Annotated in this window: 16 protein-coding genes; 14 read left to right on the forward strand and 2 right to left on the reverse strand. The window is 67.8% G+C overall.

Features of this window, described 5'->3' with window-relative positions:
* Positions 1-50 precede the first annotated feature (50 nt).
* The 10 genes from gcvP (at position 51) to HUK68_RS10610 (ending at position 13,440) form a co-directional block, all read left to right on the forward strand.
* Positions 51-2,945: an aminomethyl-transferring glycine dehydrogenase gene (gcvP, locus tag HUK68_RS10565; protein WP_175504102.1), complete on the forward strand. Its 2,895-nt coding sequence runs from the start codon at positions 51-53 to the stop codon at positions 2,943-2,945.
* 257 nt (positions 2,946-3,202) lie between these two features.
* A complete protein-coding gene (locus HUK68_RS10570) occupies positions 3,203-5,383 on the forward strand; it encodes a PAS domain-containing hybrid sensor histidine kinase/response regulator (RefSeq protein ID WP_175504103.1) in 2,181 nt (726 codons plus the stop codon).
* A gap of 4 nt (positions 5,384-5,387) precedes the next feature.
* Positions 5,388-6,050: an RluA family pseudouridine synthase gene (locus HUK68_RS10575; protein ID WP_175504104.1), complete on the forward strand. Its 663-nt coding sequence runs from the start codon at positions 5,388-5,390 to the stop codon at positions 6,048-6,050.
* Positions 6,051-6,202: 152 nt separating this feature from the next.
* On the forward strand, positions 6,203-7,327 hold the full coding sequence (locus HUK68_RS10580) for a branched-chain amino acid ABC transporter substrate-binding protein (RefSeq protein WP_175504105.1): 1,125 nt from the start codon (positions 6,203-6,205) through the stop codon (positions 7,325-7,327).
* A 112-nt stretch (positions 7,328-7,439) separates the two neighbouring features.
* On the forward strand, positions 7,440-8,369 hold the full coding sequence (livH, locus tag HUK68_RS10585; RefSeq protein WP_175504106.1) for a high-affinity branched-chain amino acid ABC transporter permease LivH: 930 nt from the start codon (positions 7,440-7,442) through the stop codon (positions 8,367-8,369).
* A gap of 186 nt (positions 8,370-8,555) precedes the next feature.
* Positions 8,556-9,803: a high-affinity branched-chain amino acid ABC transporter permease LivM gene (locus tag HUK68_RS10590; RefSeq protein WP_175504107.1), complete on the forward strand. Its 1,248-nt coding sequence runs from the start codon at positions 8,556-8,558 to the stop codon at positions 9,801-9,803.
* Entirely contained in the window at positions 9,800-10,567 is a 768-nt protein-coding gene (livG, locus tag HUK68_RS10595) for a high-affinity branched-chain amino acid ABC transporter ATP-binding protein LivG (RefSeq protein ID WP_175504108.1), read from the forward strand. The genes HUK68_RS10590 and livG overlap by 4 nt, the downstream gene beginning before the upstream one ends.
* Positions 10,567-11,277 (forward strand): ABC transporter ATP-binding protein, encoded by a 711-nt coding sequence (locus HUK68_RS10600; protein ID WP_175504109.1) that lies wholly within the window; start codon positions 10,567-10,569, stop codon positions 11,275-11,277. The genes livG and HUK68_RS10600 overlap by 1 nt, the downstream gene beginning before the upstream one ends.
* 39 nt (positions 11,278-11,316) lie before the next feature.
* Positions 11,317-12,075 (forward strand): SDR family NAD(P)-dependent oxidoreductase, encoded by a 759-nt coding sequence (locus tag HUK68_RS10605; RefSeq protein WP_434082437.1) that lies wholly within the window; start codon positions 11,317-11,319, stop codon positions 12,073-12,075.
* A 384-nt stretch (positions 12,076-12,459) separates the two neighbouring features.
* Entirely contained in the window at positions 12,460-13,440 is a 981-nt protein-coding gene (locus HUK68_RS10610; protein ID WP_175504111.1) for a Bug family tripartite tricarboxylate transporter substrate binding protein, read from the forward strand.
* A gap of 54 nt (positions 13,441-13,494) precedes the next feature.
* On the opposite strand, the gene HUK68_RS10615 is transcribed toward HUK68_RS10610, so the two are convergent.
* Positions 13,495-14,397, reverse strand: a complete 903-nt coding sequence (locus tag HUK68_RS10615) for a LysR family transcriptional regulator (RefSeq protein ID WP_175504112.1) — start codon at positions 14,395-14,397, stop codon at positions 13,495-13,497.
* A gap of 145 nt (positions 14,398-14,542) precedes the next feature.
* On the opposite strand from HUK68_RS10615, the gene HUK68_RS10620 reads away from it, so the two are divergent.
* Positions 14,543-15,751: an MFS transporter gene (locus HUK68_RS10620; protein ID WP_175504113.1), complete on the forward strand. Its 1,209-nt coding sequence runs from the start codon at positions 14,543-14,545 to the stop codon at positions 15,749-15,751.
* Here the strand turns inward: HUK68_RS10620 and HUK68_RS10625 are convergent, their stop codons facing one another.
* Complete coding sequence (locus HUK68_RS10625) at positions 15,752-16,654, reverse strand: LysR family transcriptional regulator (protein ID WP_175504114.1); 903 nt, start codon at positions 16,652-16,654, stop codon at positions 15,752-15,754.
* 142 nt (positions 16,655-16,796) lie between these two features.
* On the opposite strand from HUK68_RS10625, the gene HUK68_RS10630 reads away from it, so the two are divergent.
* The 3 genes from HUK68_RS10630 to HUK68_RS10640 all read left to right on the forward strand — a co-directional run bounded on the left by HUK68_RS10630 (position 16,797) and on the right by HUK68_RS10640 (position 20,207).
* The gene (locus HUK68_RS10630) at positions 16,797-17,516 is read left to right on the forward strand and encodes a pirin family protein (protein ID WP_175504115.1); all 720 of its coding nucleotides are present in this window, start codon (positions 16,797-16,799) and stop codon (positions 17,514-17,516) included.
* Positions 17,517-17,563: 47 nt separating this feature from the next.
* The gene (locus HUK68_RS10635; protein WP_175504116.1) at positions 17,564-18,241 is read left to right on the forward strand and encodes a hydrolase; all 678 of its coding nucleotides are present in this window, start codon (positions 17,564-17,566) and stop codon (positions 18,239-18,241) included.
* Positions 18,242-18,308: 67 nt separating this feature from the next.
* Positions 18,309-20,207, forward strand: a complete 1,899-nt coding sequence (locus HUK68_RS10640) for an amidohydrolase (RefSeq protein ID WP_175504117.1) — start codon at positions 18,309-18,311, stop codon at positions 20,205-20,207.

Genomic DNA, 20,207 nt, shown 5'->3' on the forward strand with positions numbered 1-20,207 from the left:
GGTGCCCGGGAAATCCCATTGCTTGCTGACATTCACGCGAAGGTCCTGCCATGACGATGCCCCCTGTTCCCGCGCTGCAGACCCTGGAGGATCCGCAAGAGTTCGTCGCCCGCCACATCGGCATCGGCGCCGACGACGAAGCACACATGCTGTCGGTGGTGGGCGCGGCCTCGCGCGCGGCACTGATCGCCGAGATCGTGCCCCCGGGCGTTGCGCGCCGCAAGCCCATGCAGCTGCCGCCCGCAGTGGGCGAAGCCCAGGCGCTGGCCGAACTGCAGCAACTCGCCGCGCGCAACCAGCAACTCAAGAGCTTCATCGGCCAGGGCTACTACGGCACGCATACCCCCGGCGTGATCCTGCGCAATGTGCTTGAGAACCCCGGCTGGTACACGGCCTACACGCCCTATCAGGCCGAAATCTCCCAGGGACGGCTCGAAGCGCTGATAAACTTCCAGACCCTGGTCTGCGACATGACGGCGCTGCCCATTGCCAACGCCTCGCTGCTCGACGAGGCCACGGCGGCGGCCGAGGCGATGGCGCTCGCGCTGCGCGTGGGCGAATCGGCCAGCCGGAGTCTGGTCATCGATCCCGGTGTCCATCCGCAGACCATTGAAGTCATCCGCACGCGCGCCCGGCCCATGGGCATCGAGGTCGTGCTGCCCGCATCGGCCGTGGCCTGGCAGCAGGCGCTCGAAGGCGACTACTTCGCGGCGCTGGCGCAATACCCGGCCACCGACGGCAGCCTCAGAGACCTCAGCGGCGACGCGCAGCAGGTCCATGCGCGCGAGGCCGCCTTCATCGTGGCCACCGACCTGCTGGCGCTCACGCTGCTCAAGCCGCCCGGCGAATGCGGCGCCGACATCGTGGTCGGCAGCAGCCAGCGCCTGGGCATGCCCATGGGCGCGGGCGGCCCGCATGCGGCATTCATTGCCTGCCGCGACGAGTTCAAGCGCGCGCTGCCCGGGCGCATCGTCGGCGTGAGCCGGGACGCGCTGGGCCAGCCCGCCTACCGGCTCGCGTTGCAGACGCGCGAGCAGCACATCCGGCGCGAGAAGGCCACCAGCAACATCTGCACCGCGCAGGTGCTGCCCGCCGTCATCGCCAGCATGTATGCCGTCTACCACGGGCCGCGGGGGCTGGAGCGCATCGCGCTGCGCGTGGCGCGCTACGCGGCCATCCTGGCGCAGGGGCTGCAGCAACTGGGCCAGCATGTCGCTGGGAACGACAGCTTCGACACCTTGCTGCTGCACACCGGCAAGGCCACAGCCGCGCTGGCCGCGCGCGCGGTGTGCATGGGCGTGAACCTGCGCCGGTTCTCCGAAGAAGCGCTGGCCATCGCGCTCGATGAAACCACCACCCGCGCCGACATCGAACGCCTGTGGCAGATTTTTGCGCTGCCCGGCCAGGAGCAGCCCGACTTCGCGGCTTTGGCGGCTGGCAGCGCGCTGCGCATTCCCGACCACCTGCGCCGCAGCAGCGCGTTTCTCACGCACCCGGTGTTCAACAGCCACCATGCCGAGACCGCGATGCTGCGCTACATCCGCGCGCTCTCCGACAAGGACCTCGCGCTCGACCGCAGCATGATCCCGCTGGGCTCGTGCACCATGAAGCTCAATGCCACCAGCGAGATGATTCCGGTCACCTGGCCGGCATTCGCGCAGATCCACCCGTTCGCGCCGCCCGAACAGCTCGCGGGCTACCAGCTCCTCGACGCGCAGCTGCGCGCCTGGCTCTGCGAGGCCACGGGCTATGCGGGCATCAGCCTGCAGCCCAATGCCGGCTCGCAGGGCGAGTATGCGGGGCTGCTGGCGATCCAGGCCTACCACGCGGCCTGCGGCCAGGCGCAGCGCGACATCTGCCTTATTCCCTCCAGTGCGCATGGCACCAACCCGGCCAGTGCGCAGATGGCGGGGCTGGAAGTCGTCGTCACGGCCTGCGATGCCCAGGGCAATGTCGACCTTGAGGACCTGGCTCGCAAATGCCAGCAGTACAGCGAGCGCCTGTCGTGCGTGATGATCACCTATCCCAGCACGCATGGCGTGTTCGAGTCGCGCGTGCAGGAACTGTGCGCGCTGGTGCACCGGCACGGCGGACGGGTCTACGTCGACGGCGCGAACATGAATGCACTGGTCGGCATTGCCGCGCCCGGCGAATTCGGCGGCGACGTGAGCCACCTGAACCTGCACAAGACCTTCTGCATTCCGCACGGCGGCGGCGGCCCGGGCGTGGGTCCGGTGTGCGTGGTCGAAGACCTGGTGCCGTTCCTGCCGGGCCACACGAGCACCGGCCTGTTCTCTGGCGTGGGCGCAGTCAGCGCCGCGCCCCTGGGCAATGCCGCGGTGCTGCCGATCAGCTGGATGTACATGCGCATGATGGGCGCCGAGGGCCTGCGCCGCGCGAGCGAGACCGCGATCCTGAGCGCCAACTACATCAGCTGCCGGCTGCAGCCCTACTATCCGACGCTCTATGCCAACCCGGCTGCGCCCGGGCGGCGCGCGCGCGTCGGCCACGAGTGCATTCTCGACCTGCGCGGCTTCAAGGCCAGCTGCGGCGTGAGCGCCGAAGACGTGGCCAAGCGGCTGATCGACTATGGCCTGCACGCGCCCACGCTGTCGTTTCCCGTGGCCAACACGCTCATGGTCGAGCCCACCGAAAGCGAGCCGCTGGCCGAGATCGAGCGCTTCATCGAAGCCATGATCTCGATCCGCGAGGAGATCCGGCAGATCGAGGCCGGCGCGGTGTCGCGCAACGACAACCTGCTCAAGAACGCGCCGCATACCGCGGCCGCGCTGCTGGCCGAGGACTGGCCCCATGGCTACGCGCGCGAGCAAGCCGCATTCCCGCAGCCCGGCCAGCGCCCGTCCAAATACTGGCCGCCGGTGGCGCGCATCGACAACGTCTACGGCGACCGCTATCTGCATTGCAGCTGCATTCCAATGACGTGAACGTCCACCCGTCGTGGTCGACCTGTCCCGCCGTTCGTGGTGAGCCTGTCGCAGTTCGTGGTGAGCCTGTCGAACCATGAACTCCCGCCGTTCGTGGTGAGCCTGTCGAACCATGAAGGTCTCGCGCCCCGACCGTTGCCTTCGATAACCAAGTCCGCCACCCGCCCACTATCCCCTCGGCTTGTGGCCGAATCCGGTCGCGCTTAAACTCGCGGCGTCTGCGGAACCTGAGCCGTACGGCCAACGCACCACTTTTCATGAGCCGTCCCGACCTGTCCTATCTCCTGCGCAAAGACGATCCTCTCGGCTTGCATCACCTGATGGGCCCGGAACCCGAGGTGGCTCCGGCGCGGCCCTGGCCGCCCGAAGTGCCGGAATACCTGGCCGACGAGCCGCTTGCCGCGCTCGTGACGGAGCTGCGCAACTACCAGCACGAGCTGGAAATCCAGAACAAGGTCCTCGACTACAGCCAGGCCGTGGCCGAAAGCGCGTCCGAGCGCTTCGAGGCGCTGTTCGCCAGCATTCCGCTGCCGCTGCTGGTGCTCGACGAGCACGACATGGTGATCCAGGCCAACGCCATGGCGCACAACGCCTTCCAGCCGACGGAAGACGACCGCATCCTGGTGTCGTTCATGCCGCTGGTGAGCGAGGACCATGCCGACCGTGTCTGCGAGGCCTTTCTCGCGGCGCGCGAACGCGGCGGCAGCGAGGTCCACGAGGTGGTGTTCTCCGTCAACGCCGACGTGCACCTCTGCGGCGACCTGCACATCGCCTGCATCGAGATCCCGCAGAAGAAGGGCCCGCCCATCGCCCAGTTCCTGTGCGCCGTGGTCGACCAGGGACCGCTGCTTGCCGAGCGGCGTACGCTGCAGCAGCGCAACACGCAGCTGTTTGCCAGCGAACGCCGGCTCGAGTCGGTCATCAATTCCAGCCTCGACGCCATCCTGTGCGTCGACAACGCGCAGCGCATCACGGTGTTCAACCCCACGGCCGCGGCGCTGTTCACCTGCGCCGCCGAGGACGCGCTGGGCAGTCCGCTCGAGCGCTTCCTGCCCGATGCCGCCAATGCGCTGGAGCTGGCGGCGCTCACCACGCAGGCCGTGCTCGGCGAGATGGAAGGCCGCACCGCCAGCGGCAAGCAGCTGGCCGTCGAAGTCAGCGTGGCCTTCGAGCAGCACGCGGGCGGAGAAACCACGACCACGGTGTTCGCGCGCGACCTGAGCAGCCGCAAGAAGGCCGAGGCCCACCGCAGCGAACTCGAGGCGCAGCTGCGCGAATCGCACAAGATGCAGGCCGTGGGCACCATGGCCGGTGGCATCGCGCACGATTTCAACAACATCGTCGGTGCCATCCTGGGCAATGTCGAGCTGGCGCGCGCCGACTGCCCCGAGAATTCCTCGCTGCTCGAGAGCCTGCAGGAAATCGAGAAAGCCGGCCGGCGCGCACGCGACCTGGTGCGCCAGATCCTCACTTTCAGCCGCAACGAACCGCCGCGGCTGTGCGCGGTGCAGGCGGCCGAGGTCATCCGCGACACCGAACGCCTGCTGCGCGTGACGCTGCCGCCGGCCATTGCCCTGCACTCGCATATCGCGCCGCAACTGCCGGCTCTGCTGGCCGATGCAACGCAGGTCGAGCAGGCATTGTTCAACCTGACCACCAACGCCGTGCATGCGATCGGCGATGCGCGCGGCATGGTGCAGGTCACGGCGACGCTCGCACCCGCCGACCAGCGCCTGAGCGACCGCCTGGGCCTGCCGTTGGCGAGCTATGTCGCGCTGAGCGTGCAGGACACCGGCCCGGGCATCGACGCCGCGACGCTGCAGCGCATCTTCGAGCCGTTCTTCACCACCAAGCCCGTGGGCCAGGGCACTGGCCTGGGCCTGGCCGTCGTGCATGGCGTCATGCGCACCCATGGCGGTGCGGTCGATGTCACCAGCACGCCCGGCGAGGGCAGCCGCTTCACGCTGTATTTCCCCATTGCCGGCGGATCGGCCCCGGTGCTGGCGCCGCCCGTCGAGCGCCGGCCGTCGCTGGCGGCCGCGCCCGCCGATGGCGCGCCGCGCCGCCATGTGATGTATGTCGACGACGACCAGGCATTGGTGTTCCTGGTGCAGCGGCTGCTGCGCCGCCGCGGCTATGAGGTCAGCGGCTTCACCGACCCGCGCGAGGCCGTGGACGCGCTCGAGGCCGCGCCCCGGCAGTACGACCTGGTGGTCACCGACTACAACATGCCCGGCTTTTGCGGCGTGGACCTGGTGCGCGCGGCCCTCGCCACGCGTCCCGACCTGCCCGTGGCGCTGGCCTCGGGCTATGTCACGGCCGAGATCGAGGCCGAGGCGCTGGCCGCGGGCGCGCGCGCGCTGATCCACAAGCCCAATGACGTCGAGGAACTCTGCACCACGGTCGACCAGCTGATGAACCAGCCGCGGCTCGGCTGAGGCCATGCCGGAGCAAGACGCGTTCAGCTGCATCGCGGCCGATGACGACCTGCTGGTGCTGGGCAAGCCCGCGGGCCTGCTGTGCGTGCCCGGACGCGGCGAAGACAAGCAAGACTGCCTGAGCGCGCGCGCGCAGGCGCGCTGGCCCGAGGCACTGGTCGTGCACCGGCTCGACATGGCCACCTCGGGGCTGGTGCTCATGGCACGCTCGCCTGCCGTGCAGCGCCAGCTGGGCCTGGCCTTCGAGCAGCGCGCCGTGCACAAGCGCTACGTCGCCATCGTCGACGGCCTGCTGCCCCAAGGGGCCGTTGAGGACGGCGGCTGGCAGACCATCGATGCGCCGATTGCCGCCGACTGGCCGCGCCGGCCGCTGCGCATCATCGATGCCGCAGGCAAGCCCAGCCAGACGCGCTGGCGCGTGCTGGCGCACGACCCGCCGGGCTGGCCGGGCTGCACGCGCGTCGAGCTCGAACCCGTCACCGGCCGCACCCACCAGTTGCGCGTGCACCTCGCGCATCTGGGCCATCCCATTCTGGGCGACGCGCTGTACGCCGGCGAGCCGGTGGCCGCGCGCGCGCCCCGCCTGCTGCTGCATGCCGAGCAGCTGGGCTTGGCCCATCCCGGTGATGGCGGCTGGCGCACGTTCCACCTGCCCGCGGCGTTCTGACACCGCCTGAAACAACCAGGCCGGCGGCGTCCTGCCTCTGGGCGGCGGGCGCCATCGCCCATCCCCCCGCACATACCCTATTGCGGCAATCGACTGCCGGCATAAGCTGGAACTCCTGTGGCTTCACCCTCTGCCTTTCAAGGAGATCCCCCATGCAAAAACCGTTTCGGCTGTCTGTTCTCATCGCTGCACTGGGGCTTGCTGCCACCAGCCTGACGTCCGTGGCCCATGCGCAGAACATCCGCATCGCCATGGTCATTCCCACCACGGGAGCGTTGACCCAGTACGGCGACATGGTCAAGGAAGGCGCGTCCACCGCCGTCGAAATGGTCAATGCCGCAGGCGGCATCCAGGGCAAGAAGATCGAGCTCGTTCCCGTCGACGATGCCTGCGAGCCCAAGCAAGGCCCGGTGGCCGCCAACCGCGTGGTCAATGCCAAGATCGGCTATGTGATCGGTCCGGTCTGCTCGGGCGCCGCGATCGCCGCTGCGCCGATCTACAACAACGAGGGTGTGGTGGTGGTGACCCCCTCCGCCACCTCGCCCGCCCTGACCGACGGCAAGAAGTTCCACTACATCTTCCGCACCATCGGCCGCGACGATCAGCAGGGTCCGTCGGCGGCAAAGTTCATCATCGAGAAGGCCAAGCCCAAGAAGGTCGCCGTGGTGCATGACAAGCAGTCGTACGGCCAGGGCATCGCCACCTCGGTGCGCGACGCGCTGAAGAAAGCCGGCATCGACGTGGTGCTGTTCGAGGGCATCAACGCCGGCGACAGCGACTACTCGGCCGTGATCACCAAGCTCAAGAGCAATGGCGTCGATTTCGTCTATTACGGGGGCTACCACCCCGAAATGGGCCTGCTGCTGCGCCAGGCGGGCGAGCAAGGCCTCAAGGTGCGCATGATGGGCCCCGAAGGCGTGGGCAACCCCGAAGTCAACGCCATTGCGGGCAACGCCGTCGAAGGCATGCTCGTGACCCTGCCGGCCGACTTCGCCGCCAACCCGAAGAACGCCGCCGTGGTCAAGGCCTTCCAGGACAAGAAGCGCAACCCTTCGGGCGCGTTCCAGTTGACCGCGTATGCCGCGGTGCAGGTGCTGCTCGACAGCATCAAGGCCGTGGGCGACAGCCCCGCCAAGGTGGCCGACCACCTGCACAAGAACAGCTTTGAAACCGCGCTCGGGACGGTGGGCTGGAACGCACAGGGCGACCTGAAGGCATTCGACTTCCAGGTCTTCGAGTGGCACAAGGACGGCAGCAAGACCGCGGCCGCCAAGTGATTTCCCGGCGCTTGCAGGCGCGCATCGGAGATGGTGTGCGGCCCGGCCGCGCACCCTCTTCCTGCGGACGCGCCATCAAGTAGTGGCTTCATCAGGCGGAAGGCGGTGAGTAATGGATGATTTCCTGCCCCAGCTGCTGCAGCAGCTGTTCAACGGGCTGTCGCTGGGCGCCATCTATGCGCTGATCGCCATTGGCTACACCATGGTCTACGGCATCATCGGCATGATCAACTTCGCGCATGGCGACATCTACATGATCGGCGCCTATGTGGGCCTGGTCACGCTCTCGGCCGTGGGCACGCAGGGCGGCGTGCCGATCTGGCTGGTGATCGGGCTGATGCTGGTGGTGGCCGCCATCATCACCGGCGTCTACGGCTTCGTCGTCGAACAGGTGGCCTACAAGCCGGTGCGCAACAGCCCGCGGCTGGTGGCGCTGATCTCGGCCATCGGCATGTCGATCTTCCTGCAGAACTGGGTCGCGCTGGGCCAGGGCGCACGCGACATGGCCGTGCCCTCGCTGCTGCCCGGCGCGCTGCAGTTCGGCGGCGGCGGCGGCGGTTTCGAGGTCTTCATCCCCTACACGCGCATCATGATCATCGTCGTCGCGGTGGTGCTGATGGTGCTGCTCACGCTCTACATCCGCCATTCGCGCATGGGCCGCGCCTCGCGCGCCTGCGCGCAGGACATGCACATGGCCAACCTGCTGGGCATCAACACCAACCGCGTCATCTCGTTCACCTTCATCCTCGGCGCGGTGCTGGCCGCCGTGGGCGGCGTGCTGATCGCGCTGGCGGTGGGCAAGCTCAATCCCTTCATCGGCTTCCTGGCGGGCATCAAGGCCTTCACGGCAGCGGTGCTGGGCGGCATCGGCAGCATTCCCGGCGCCATGCTCGGCGGCGTGCTGCTGGGCGTGGCCGAGACCCTGGCCGCGGCCTACATCTCCTCGGAATACAAGGACATCGTGGCGTTCACGCTGCTGGTGCTGATCCTGCTGGTCCGGCCCACCGGCCTGCTGGGCAAACCCGAAGTGGAGAAAGTCTGAAATGAAAGCACCCCCTGTGCGACTAACGTCGCTTCCCCCTCTCATCCTTCGGTGGAGGGGGACGGCAGCCTCGGTGCGGGGCGGCCCTTCCTCGCTGCCTCCCTGCTGGGCCACGCCAGTTCCTGAGTTTTTAATCACTGTGCTGGAGCAAGGCTGATGGCGACCGGAACACATTCTGCATCGCCAATGCGGTACCCGTTAAGCGCCAGCCTGCGCGATGCGCTGATCGCCAGCGTGCTGACGGCGCTGGTCACGGTGCCGATCTTCGGGTTGCACCTGGAGCGCGCGGGCACGCGCACGGTCATCGTGCCGCAGTGGACCACCGTGGCCTGGGCCTGCGCGCTGGTGTTCCTGGTGCAGCTGCTGCGGCCCTGGCTTTCGCGCGGATTGCAGCATGTGCCGCGGCTGCAGCGCCCGCAGCTGCCGCCCCTTTCCGGCTTGCAGCGCCAGGGTCTGCTGCTGGCGGTGCTGCTGATCGCCGTGTCGTGGCCGTTTTTCGCGGGGCGCAACGCGGTCGACATCGCCACGCTGGCGATGATCTATGTGATGCTGGGCCTGGGACTCAACATCGTGGTGGGATTTGCCGGCCTTCTCGACCTGGGGTTCGTCGGCTTCTACGCGGTCGGTGCCTATACATACGCACTGCTGTTCCATTGGGCCGGCTGGAGCTTCTGGGAGGCGCTGCCGCTGGCGGGGGCAGTGGCCGCCTGTTTTGGCTTCGTGCTCGGGTTTCCGGTGCTGCGGCTGCGCGGCGACTACCTGGCCATCGTGACGCTGGGCTTTGGCGAAATAATCCGGCTGCTGCTGATCAATCTCACCAGCTTCACGGGCGGCCCCGATGGCATTTCGGGCATTCCCAAGCCGACGGTGTTCGGGCTCGAACTCACGCGCACTCCCAGTAGCGAAGGCGGCACCACCTTCCACCAGTTCTTCGGCCTGGAGTTCCAGTCGCTGCACATGGTGATCGCGCTGTACCTGATGGCGCTCGCGCTGGCGCTGGTCACGCTGTGGATCTCCAGCCGGCTGATCCGCATGCCCATCGGCCGCGCCTGGGAAGCGCTGCGCGAGGATGAGATCGCGAGCCGCTCGCTGGGCCTGCATCCGATGAAGATCAAGCTCTCGGCGTTCACGCTCGGCGCGATGTTCGCAGGCCTGGGCGGCGCGTTCTTTGCCGCGCGCCAGGGCATCGTCAACCCCGAATCCTTCACCTTCATCGAGTCGGCCCTGATCCTGGCCATCGTGGTGCTGGGCGGCATGGGCTCGCAGCTGGGCGTGATCATCGCCGCCATCGTGCTCACGGTGCTCCCAGAACTGGCGCGCGAGTTCTCCGAATACCGCATGCTGATCTTCGGCCTGGTCATGATCCTGATGATGGTCTGGCGCCCGCAGGGCCTGCTGCCCATGAAGCGCCACCACGTGGAGGTCGGCCCATGAGCGCGCCGCTGCTGGAGGTCGAAGGCCTGAGCATGCGCTTTGGCGGCCTGCTGGCCGTCGACAGCGTGGGCTTCGCGCTGCAGCCGCGCGAAGTGTTTGCCATCATCGGCCCGAACGGAGCGGGCAAGACCACGGTATTCAACTGCATCAGCGGCTTCTACCCGCCCAGCGCGGGCCGCATCGTGCTCGCAGGCCGCAGCATTGCCGGCATGGGCAGCCACAACGTGGCGCGCCGCGGCGTGGTGCGCACCTTTCAGAACGTGCGGCTGTTCAAGTCGATGACGGCGCTCGAGAACCTGCTGGTGGCGCAGCACCGCCAACTGCGCAGCACGTTTGTGGCCGGCCTGTTCAACACCGCGGGCTACCGGCGCGCCGAGCAGGCGGCGGTGGACAACGCCATGCAATGGCTGGACTTCATGGGCCTGCGCGCCTACGCCAACCGCGCGGCGGGCAACCTGCCCTACGGCCACCAGCGCCGGCTCGAGATCGCGCGCTGCATGATCACGCGGCCGCAGGTGCTGATGCTGGATGAACCCGCCGCGGGGCTCAATCCGCAGGAGAAGAAGGACCTGCAGCTGCTGATCGACCGGCTGCGGCGCGAGCATGGCGTGGCGGTGCTGCTGATCGAGCACGACATGGGCCTGGTCATGGGCGTCTCGGAGCGCATCCTGGTCATGGAATACGGCAAGCCGATCGCCACCGGCACGCCCGCGGCCATCCGCAACGACGAACGGGTCATCAAGGCCTATCTGGGAGAAGCCTGATGGCGGCCATGCTGCAACTCGACAAGGTGTTCACGCACTATGGCGCGATCTGCGCGGTCGATGGCGTGAGCCTCGAAATCCATGCGGGCGAGATCGTCACGCTGATCGGCTGCAATGGCGCGGGCAAGACCTCGCTGCTCATGACGCTGTGCGGCACGCCGCGCGCCACCCGCGGGCGCGTGGTGTTCGAGGGCGAGGACATCACCGAACTGCCCACGCACCTGATCATGCGCAAGGGCATCGCGATCTCGCCCGAAGGCCGGCGCGTGTTCCCGCAGCTCACGGTGACCGAGAACCTGATGATGGGCGCGTTCTTCCAGGACAAGCAGCAGATCCGCGATGGCATCGAGCATGTCTTCGGCCTGTTCCCACGGCTGCGCGAGCGCGCGCGCCAGCGCAGCGCCACCATGTCGGGCGGCGAGCAGCAGATGCTGGCCATCGGCCGCGCGCTGATGTCCCGGCCCAGGCTGCTGCTCATGGACGAACCCACGCTGGGACTGGCGCCGCTGATCATCGCGCAGATCTTCGAGATCATCGAGACCATCCGCGCCGCCGGCGTCACGGTGTTTCTCGTCGAGCAGAACGCCCACCGCGCACTGCAGATCGCCGACCGTGGCTATGTGCTGGAAAACGGCCGCGTCGTGCTGCAGGACACCGGCGCCAACCTGCTGCGCAACGACGCCGTGCGCGCCGCCTACCTGGGCGCGTAGAGGGGTTTCGGGCCCGGCGACGGGATTACCATCATGCACATGACATCCCACCTCATTTTCCTCACCGGCGGCTCGCGCGGCATGGGCCTGGCCATGGCGCGGCAACTGCTGCATCCCGACCACACGCTGATCTGCCTGGCACGCAACCGCAACGATGCGCTGGCGCAGGCCGCGGCCGCCATGGGCGCGCCCTTGCAGCAGTGGAGCGTGGACCTGAGCGCGCCGGCCCAGGCCGCGGCCCAGCTGGGCGACTGGCTGCGCCAGCAGCCCTCGGGCGCCTACGAGCAGGTCACGCTGATCAACAACGCCGGCGCGATGCCGGCCATTGCGCCGCTGTCTTCGCTGACCTCCGAGGAACTCGCGCCCGCGCTGCGCGTCGGCTTCGAGGCGCCGATGCTGCTCACGGCGGCCTTTCTCGGCGCCACCGAACACTGGCCCGCACAGCGCAAGGTGCTCAACATCTCCTCGGGCCTGGGCCGCCGCCCCATGGCATCGCAGGCCGCGTACTGCGCATCGAAGGCCGGCCTTGACCATTTCACGCGCTGCGTGGCGCTCGAGGAGGCGCTCAAGCCGCATGGCGCCAAGCTCTGCTCCCTGGCCCCCGGTGTCATCGACACCGACATGCAGGTGCAGTTGCGCAATGCCGATCCGGCCGCGTTTCCCGACCTGCAGCGCTTTGCCGATCTGAAGAGCCACGACCAGCTGGACTCGCCCGAGCAGGCCGCGGCCAAGGTGCTGGCCTGGCTGCAACGCGCGGACTTCGGCACCGATGCGGTAGCGGATGTGCGCCAGGCCTGAGCGGCGGCGCGCAAAGGCCCGTTGACGTGTCCTGCTACCCCGGGCGTTCGCCGGCCGGGGTAACAAAATGCAGTAAGCTCCTGTCCCTCAGCCCGCGTCCCGTGGGCCACACGTGGCAGTACACCCGATCGGCGGCACTGCCGGTGATCGCATGGTCGGCAACCCCGCCATGCATGGCACGGGCTGTGATCTGGCAAAGGCTTTGCGCCTTGGCCCGCCTCTACGACCTAGAGACAAACACCCATTGATGGCGGAAACACCCTCCCCGATCATCGAAACTGCCCACTTAGTTCAGCCAAGCGACCTGCGGCGCCAGCAGCTACCCGCTGCCGCGCGTGTCCTGCAGGCCGCTCTTTTCGATCCGTCCACGGAGTTTGCCGTTTCATGTTTCGTCCATTGATTTCCGCCACCCTCGTGGCCTGCGCCCTCACGGCCAGCTTCACCGCCGCGGCCCAGGGCCCGTCCGACTATCCGACCAAAGCCGTGCGCATGGTCATTCCGTTTCCTCCGGGCGGCGGCACCGACATCCTGGCCCGCGTCGTGGCCAACAAGCTCACCGAAGTCACCAAGTGGACCGTCGTGCCCGAGAACAAGGCCGGCGCGGGCGGCACGATCGGCATCACCGATGCGGCGAAGTCCGCGCCCACGGGCTATGACATGGTCATGGGCCAGAAGGACAATCTGGTCCTCGGTCCCTACCTCTACAAGAACCTGCCCTGGGACCCGGTGCGCGACCTGACGCCCGTGGCCCACGTGGCCTACACGCCCGTGGTGATTGCCACCAGCGTGAACTCGCCCTACAAGACCATGGCCGACGTGCTGGCCGCGGCCAAGGCCAACCCCGGCAAGATCACCTATGGCTCGCCGGGCAATGGCACCAGCATCCATATCGCCGGCGTGCTGCTTGAAAAGGCCACGCACGTGCAGCTGACCCACGTGCCCTACAAGGGCTCGAACCCGGCGCTCATGGATGCGCTGGCCGGCAATGTCGACCTGCTGGTCTCGTCCGTGCCTTCCGCGATCAGCCAGATCAAGGCCGGCAAGCTGCGCGCGCTGGCCGTGACCTCGGCCAAGCGCTCGACCTCGCTGCCCGACGTTCCCACGCTCGATGAAACCGGCATCAAGGGCTTTGACGTGAGCACATGGTACGGCCTGTTCATGCCCGCCGGCACGCCCGCGGCCATCGTGACCAAGGTCAATGCCGAAGTGAACCGCCTGCTGGCCCTGCCTGAAGTCAAGGACGCGATCCTGGCCCAGGGCGCCGAGCCCCAGGCCATGAGCGTGGCCAACTTCGACAAGTTCTTCAAGGCCGACTTCAAGGCCGCCAAGCAGATCGTCGAAGACTCGGGCGCGAAGATCCAGTAAGCCCCAGGCTTGCCGCGCGCCAGCGCCCCGCCCGTGACGGGCCGGGCGCTTTTTTCATGCCGGTGCCAGGCATTGCTGCACGAATTCGAGGAACGCCTGCACCTTGCGCGAATGCCGGCGATTGGGCAGATAGGCCGCATGCACATTGACGTGCTGATCCTGCGGGTTGATTTCGTATTCCGCGAACAGCCGCTGCAGCCGTCCCGCACGCACATCATCCTCGACCAGCCACTGCGCCAGCAGCGCAATGCCGCCGTGGCCCAGCACGGCTTCGCGCAGGATGTCGGCATTGTTGGCGGCAAGCCGCCCGTTGACGTCGACGCCCTGCACCCTCCCATCGCGCAGAAAGGACCAGCGCTGCGGCCCCGCCTGGTAGGCAAAGCGCAGGCACTCGTGCAGCGCCAGGTCCTCGGGCCGGGCCGGCATGCCGTGGCAGGCCAGGTATTGCGGGCTGGCCACCACATGGCGGTGGTGTGCGGCCAGCGGGCGCACGATCAGCTCGGGATGGTGCGCGGGCGTGCCGATGCGCACCGCGACGTCGATACGCTCGGCGGCCAGATCGCTGGCGGTGTCGGACAGCAGCAGGTCCAGCGTCAGCCGCGGGTGGGCGCGCAGAAAGCCCGCGACATGCGGCCCCAGGCACAGCCGCCCGAAGCTCACCGGCACCGACACGCGCAACGGCCCCACGGCCTCGGCGCCTGCGTCCGAGACGCTGCCATCGGCTTCATCGAGATCGGACAGCAGTCGCGTGATCTGCTCCAGATAGGCCGCGCCCGCGTCCGTCAAGGCCACCTGGCGCGTGGAGCGCGTGAGCAGCGCCACGCCCAACGATGCCTCGAGCCCGTCGATAAGCCGCGTCACCGATGACGTGGCAACGCCACGGCGCTGGGCGGCCTTGGAGAAGCCGCCCGATGTCGCCACGTCCATGAATGCCCGAAGGGCCTGCAGCTTGTCCATCGTCGATATTTGCGTCCTGCGCAACCAGACGTTGCACAGAGAGCGTATTCAGTTATTCAGACGCAAAGATTAATCTCTGCACATCCCCGGCGCAAGCCTCACACTTGCGTTTCGGCCCTCCGCCACCGTTTTCCAGGAATCGAGCATGTCCCGCCCCAACTCTTTCGGCGCCACCGCGGCGTCCGCCACTGCCGCCGGCCTTCCCTTGTCACTGACCTTGCTGCTGGCCAGCGGCGCGGGCCTCGCAGTTGCCGCGCTCTACTACAGCCAGCCCATGCTGGGCGTGCTGGGCACCGACATGCAGGCCTCTACGCAGCAAGTCGGCCTGCTGCCCACGCTGACCCAGCTGGGTTATGCGCTGGGCATTCTGTTCCTCGCGCCACTGGGCGACCGGCACGACCGGCGCAGCATCATCCTGGGCAAGGCCGCGGTGCTGTGCGCGGCGCTGCTGCTCGCGGCGGCCGCGCCCTCGCTGGCGATGCTGCTGGCCGCGAGCCTGGTGATGGGCCTTGCAGCCACGCTGGCGCAGGACATCGTGCCGGCGGCCGCGACCTTGGCGCCGGCGGCGCAGCGCGGCAAGGTGGTGGGCACGGTGATGACCGGCTTGCTGCTCGGTATCCTGCTGTCGCGCGTGGTCAGCGGCTTCGTCGCCGAGCAATGGGGCTGGCGCGCGATGTTTGCCGCGGCTGCCGTGAGCATTGCCCTGCTGGGCCTGGCGTGCTGGCGCCGGCTGCCGCGCTTTGCCGCGACCACGCAACTGCCGTATTTGGCGCTGCTGCGCTCGCTGGGCACGCTGTGGCGCCAGTACCCGGCGCTGCGCCGCGCCACCTGGGCGCAGGCGCTGCTGTCGATCGGCTTCAGCGGCTTCTGGTCGACGCTGGCGGTGCTGCTGCATGGCGCGCCCTTCCATCTGGGCGCGGCCGCCGCGGGTGCGTTTGGCCTGGCCGGCGCCGCGGGCGCCTTGGCCGCACCGCTGGCCGGCCGCCTCGCCGACCGCCATGGACCGGCGCTCGTGACACGCCTGGGCACGGGGCTCGTGGCCGCATCCTTTGCCTCGATGGGCTTGATGGCCTTCGTGCCGGCCAGCGCGCAATTGTGGCTGCTGGTGGCCTGCGCCATTGGCTTCGACCTGGGCGTTCAGGCGGCGCTGATCGCGCACCAGAGCATCATCTACGGCCTCGACGCTTCGGCGCGCAGCCGCCTCAACGCCGTGCTGTTCACCGGCATGTTCATCGGCATGGCACTGGGCTCGGCGCTCGCGGCGCAATTGTTCGCGCACTGGGGCTGGATGGCCGTCACGGCGCTGGCCACGGCCTCGGCCCTGGCCTCGTTCATCCTGCGCATGCGGCGCTGATCAGCACGGCAGGATGCCGGGCAGCAGTTGCCGGTCGAGCCGCTGCACCCACCATTTGAGCGCCTCGCCCATGCGCTCGGTGCTCCAGGCCAGCCAGAAGTTCTCGGGCGGACGCGGCTCTTCGACCTGCAGTTCGACCAGCACGCCCTGTTCGAGCTCGGCGCGCACGCACACGCGCGGCAGGAAGCCATGGCCCAGGCCGTCCACCTGCGCCGCGATCTTGGCCTGCATGCTGGGCACGGTGATGCGGCGCTGTCCCAGCATCAGCCCCACGGTGCGGTCGGCCGAGGAACGTGCGCCATCGCCCACCACGATGGCCGTGTGCTCCAGCAGATCGTCGCGCGTCAGCGGACGCTGCAGCCTGGCCAGGGGGTGCGTGGTGCGCACGCAGAACACGAACTCCAGGCTGCCCACCCGCACCGCCTTGTAGCCGCCGCCGGGCGGGCCCTCGCCCGCGGCAATGATCAGGTCGGCACGGCCCTCGCGCAGCATCTCCCAGGTGCCGGTCATCACTTCGTAGCCGATGCGCAGGCGCGTGCCGCAGTTCAGGTCCTCGAAGGCGCAGATATCGGAATTGAAGGCGCTGGTGGGAATCAGCGAGTCGTGCACCAGCCGCAGCTCCGACTCGAAACCGGTGGAGATCTGGCGCATGCGCGATTCCAGCTGGCGCGCCGCGACCAGCAGCCAGCGCCCTTCCTTGAGCATCTCATGCCCCGCGGGGGTCAGCGTCGCGCGCGGGCCATTGCGCACGAACAGCGCCAGCCCGAGCTGGTCTTCGAGCTTGGAGACCGCATACGAGATGGTGGAAGGCACCTTGTAAAGCCTTTCCGCCGCCGCGGCGAATGAGCCGTAGCGCGCGATGGCGTCGATGATTTCAATGGCTTCGAGGGAGAGTTTGAGCATGTTCGAAATTATCGATGATGAATCAACAAAACCTTCAACCTGGAGCGCATCAAAAAGCGAGAAACTTCATTCATCGCAGCAAGGAACGCAGCAAAACACTGAAGACCTTGCATCAAATTCATCGAACGAAAGGGACTACATCATGATCGAAATCCGCAAAGCTGACCACCGCGGCCGCGCCAACCATGGCTGGCTGCAATCGCGCCACACCTTCTCGTTTGGCCACTACCGCGATGCCAACCAGCAAGGCTTCTCGGACCTGCTGGTGATCAACGATGACCGCGTGGCGCCTTCGCAAGGCTTCGGCACCCACGGCCACCGCGACATGGAGATCTTTTCTTACGTGCTCGAAGGCGCACTGGCGCACAAGGACTCGATGGGCACGGGCTCGGTGATCGTCCCCGGCGACGTGCAGATGATGAGCGCCGGCAGCGGCGTGCAGCACAGCGAGTTCAACCACTCGGCCGAAGAACCCGTGCACTTCCTGCAGATCTGGATCGTGCCGAACGAACGCGGCGCCGAGCCCCGCTACCAGCAGGTGAACTTCGCCGAAGCCGACAAGCGCGGTCGCCTGCGCCTGATCATTGCGCCCCAGGGCGAGCAAGGCGCGCTGGCCGTGCGCCAGGATGCCCGGGTCTATGCCGGCCTGTTCGACGGCGACGAAAGCGCGACGCTGGAAGTGCCTGCCAACCGCCATGTCTATGTGCATGTGGCCCGCGGCAGCCTCGAAGTCAACGGCGAACGCCTGAGCGAAGGCGACGGCGCACGCATCCGCAATGCCGGCGCGCTGCGCTTCGGCCAGGGCGAGAACGCCGAGGTGCTGGTGTTCGACCTGCGTCCCAACGAACTGCCCTCGATGTAAGAACCTTTTTTTTCAGATCCGTCAATTCAACTTCAGGAGATCACACCATGACCAACGCCCACGCCACCGCCGTCCAGCCCGTCGCCTACGCCAAGCCCGGCGCCACGCTGCTCAACGCCAACGACCACACGCTGGTGATGATCGACTTCCAGTCGCAGATGGCGTTTGCCACGCACTCCATCGATGCCGTGACGCTGCGCAACAACGCGGCGCTGGTCTCCCACGCCGCGGCCGGCTTCGGCGTGTCGACCATCCTGACCACGGTCGCCGAAAAGAGCTTCAGCGGCCCGATGTTCGACGAAGTGACCGCGCCCTTCCCCGGCCAGGCCCTGCTCGACCGCACCTCGATGAACACCTGGGAAGACGAGGCCGTGATCCGCCGCGTCAACGAGATCGCCAAGCCGCGCATCGTGCTGGCCGGCCTCTGGACCAGCGTCTGCATCGTCGGCCCCGCGCTGTCGGCACTGGACCAGGGCTTCGAGGTGTATGTGATCGCCGATGCCTGCGGCGATGTCTCCACCGAAGCGCATGAGCGCGCCATGGAGCGCATGGTGCAGGCCGGCGCGCGCCCCATCACCTCGCTGCAATACCTGCTGGAGCTGCAGCGCGACTGGGCCCGCGGCGAAACCTATGACCTGACCACCGGCATTGCAAAGAAGTTCGGCGGCGCCTACGGTATCGGCATCAACTACGCCAAGAGCATGTTCAACGCCCACGAAGGCTGATCGCCGCGGCCCCGGGCGCCAGGCTGCGGGGCACTTGACTGACCCATTGCATTCCCGGAGACAAACCATGCCGACGCCGACCCCGTCCACCACGCCCGATCTGATCCTGTTCAACGGCCGCTTCACCACGCTCGACCGCAGCAACCCCACGGCCAACGCCGTGGCCATTGCCGACGGCCGCTTCGTCCACGTGGGCAGCAATGCCGAGGTCATGGCGCTGGCCGGCGCCGGCACGCGGCGCATCGACCTGCAGGGCCGCAGCGCGCTGCCCGGGCTGATCGACAACCACCTGCACATCATCCGCGGCGGGCTCAACTTCAACATGGAACTGCGCTGGGACGGTGTGCGCAGCCTGGCCGATGCAATGGCGATGCTGCGCGCCCAGGTCGACATCACGCCCGCGCCGCAGTGGGTGCGCGTGGTCGGCGGCTTCACCGAACACCAGTTCGCCGAAAAGCGGCTGCCCACGCTGGAAGAACTCAACGCCGCGGCGCCCGACACGCCGGTGTTCATCCTGCACCTCTACGACCGCGCGCTGCTCAACGGCGCCGCGCTGCGCGCCGTCGGCTACACCCGCGACACGCCCGCGCCGCACGGCGGCGAAATCCTGCGCGACAGCGCCGGCAATCCCACCGGCCTGCTGCTGGCCAAGCCCAATGCCGCCATCCTCTACGCCACGCTGGCGCTCGGCCCCAAGCTGCCGCGCGAGTACCAGATCAATTCCACGCGCCACTTCATGCGCGAACTCAACCGCCTGGGCGTGACCGGCGCCATCGACGCGGGCGGCGGGTTCCAGAACTATCCCGACGATTACGCGGTCATCGAGGAACTGGCCGAAGCCGACCAACTCACCATCCGCCTGGCCTACAACCTGTTCACGCAAAAGCCCAAGCAGGAGAAGGAAGACTTCCTCAACTGGACGGCGAACTCGCAATACAAGCAGGGCACCGACTACTTCCGCCACAACGGCGCGGGTGAGATGCTGGTGTTCTCGGCCGCCGATTTCGAGGATTTTCGCCAGCCGCGCCCCGAACTCGAAGCCGGCATGGAGGACGACCTGGAAGAAGTCGTGCGCATCCTGGCGCAGAACCGCTGGCCCTGGCGCATGCATGCGACCTATGACGAGACCATCAGCCGCGCGCTCGATGTGTTTGAAAAGGTCAACAAGGACACACCGCTTGCCGGCCTGAACTGGTTCTTCGACCACGCCGAAACGATTTCCGAGCGCTCGATCGAACGCGTGGCCGCGCTGGGCGGCGGCGTCGCCGTGCAGCACCGCATGGCCTACCAGGGCGAATACTTCGTCGAGCAATATGGCGCGCGCGCCGCCGAGGCCACCCCGCCCGTCAAGCGCATGCTGGAGATGGGCGTCAAGACCTCGGCCGGCACGGATGCCACACGGGTTGCAAGCTACAACCCCTGGGTCTCGCTGTCGTGGCTGGTCACGGGCCGCACCGTGGGCGGCCTGCAGCTCACGCCGCAGCGCAATTGCCTCGACCGCGAACAGGCGCTGCGCATGTGGACCGAGAACGTCACCTGGTTCTCGAACGAGGAAGGCAAGAAGGGCCGCATCGAGGTGGGCCAGCTGGCCGACCTGGTCTTGCCCGACCGCGATTTCTTTGCCTGCCCCGAATCCGACATCGCCGACACCTCGGCGCTGCTCACAGTGGTCGGCGGCAAGGTGGTCTACGGCGCGGGCGACTTCGCCCAGTTCGACGAAGCGCAGCTGCCGCCCGCCATGCCCGACTGGTCGCCGGTGCGCCGCTATGGCGGCTACGGTGCCTGGGGCGCGAAAGACAGCGGCCCGCTGCAAGCCATGGCGCGCCAGGCCGCGGCTGCGTGTGCCTGTGCCAGCGCCTGCAATGTGCATGGCCACGCGCATGGCGGCGCCTGGAATGCGCAGTTGCCCACCTCCGATGCGAAAAGCTTCTGGGGCGCGCTGGGCTGCGCCTGCTGGGCGGTGTGA

The sequence above is a fragment of the Comamonas antarctica genome (assembly GCF_013363755.1).
GTDB classification, from domain to species: Bacteria; Pseudomonadota; Gammaproteobacteria; order Burkholderiales; family Burkholderiaceae_C; genus Comamonas; species Comamonas antarctica.

Coding starts and splice junctions, on each gene's coding strand:
- gcvP (WP_175504102.1), top strand. CDS start 51: ATGACGATGCCCCCTGTTCCCGCGCTGCAGACCCTGGAGGATCCGCAA.
- HUK68_RS10570 (WP_175504103.1), top strand. CDS start 3,203: ATGAGCCGTCCCGACCTGTCCTATCTCCTGCGCAAAGACGATCCTCTC.
- HUK68_RS10575 (WP_175504104.1), top strand. CDS start 5,388: ATGCCGGAGCAAGACGCGTTCAGCTGCATCGCGGCCGATGACGACCTG.
- HUK68_RS10580 (WP_175504105.1), top strand. CDS start 6,203: ATGCAAAAACCGTTTCGGCTGTCTGTTCTCATCGCTGCACTGGGGCTT.
- livH (WP_175504106.1), top strand. CDS start 7,440: ATGGATGATTTCCTGCCCCAGCTGCTGCAGCAGCTGTTCAACGGGCTG.
- HUK68_RS10590 (WP_175504107.1), top strand. CDS start 8,556: ATGCGGTACCCGTTAAGCGCCAGCCTGCGCGATGCGCTGATCGCCAGC.
- livG (WP_175504108.1), top strand. CDS start 9,800: ATGAGCGCGCCGCTGCTGGAGGTCGAAGGCCTGAGCATGCGCTTTGGC.
- HUK68_RS10600 (WP_175504109.1), top strand. CDS start 10,567: ATGGCGGCCATGCTGCAACTCGACAAGGTGTTCACGCACTATGGCGCG.
- HUK68_RS10605 (WP_434082437.1), top strand. CDS start 11,317: ATGACATCCCACCTCATTTTCCTCACCGGCGGCTCGCGCGGCATGGGC.
- HUK68_RS10610 (WP_175504111.1), top strand. CDS start 12,460: ATGTTTCGTCCATTGATTTCCGCCACCCTCGTGGCCTGCGCCCTCACG.
- HUK68_RS10615 (WP_175504112.1), bottom strand. CDS start 14,397: ATGGACAAGCTGCAGGCCCTTCGGGCATTCATGGACGTGGCGACATCG.
- HUK68_RS10620 (WP_175504113.1), top strand. CDS start 14,543: ATGTCCCGCCCCAACTCTTTCGGCGCCACCGCGGCGTCCGCCACTGCC.
- HUK68_RS10625 (WP_175504114.1), bottom strand. CDS start 16,654: ATGCTCAAACTCTCCCTCGAAGCCATTGAAATCATCGACGCCATCGCG.
- HUK68_RS10630 (WP_175504115.1), top strand. CDS start 16,797: ATGATCGAAATCCGCAAAGCTGACCACCGCGGCCGCGCCAACCATGGC.
- HUK68_RS10635 (WP_175504116.1), top strand. CDS start 17,564: ATGACCAACGCCCACGCCACCGCCGTCCAGCCCGTCGCCTACGCCAAG.
- HUK68_RS10640 (WP_175504117.1), top strand. CDS start 18,309: ATGCCGACGCCGACCCCGTCCACCACGCCCGATCTGATCCTGTTCAAC.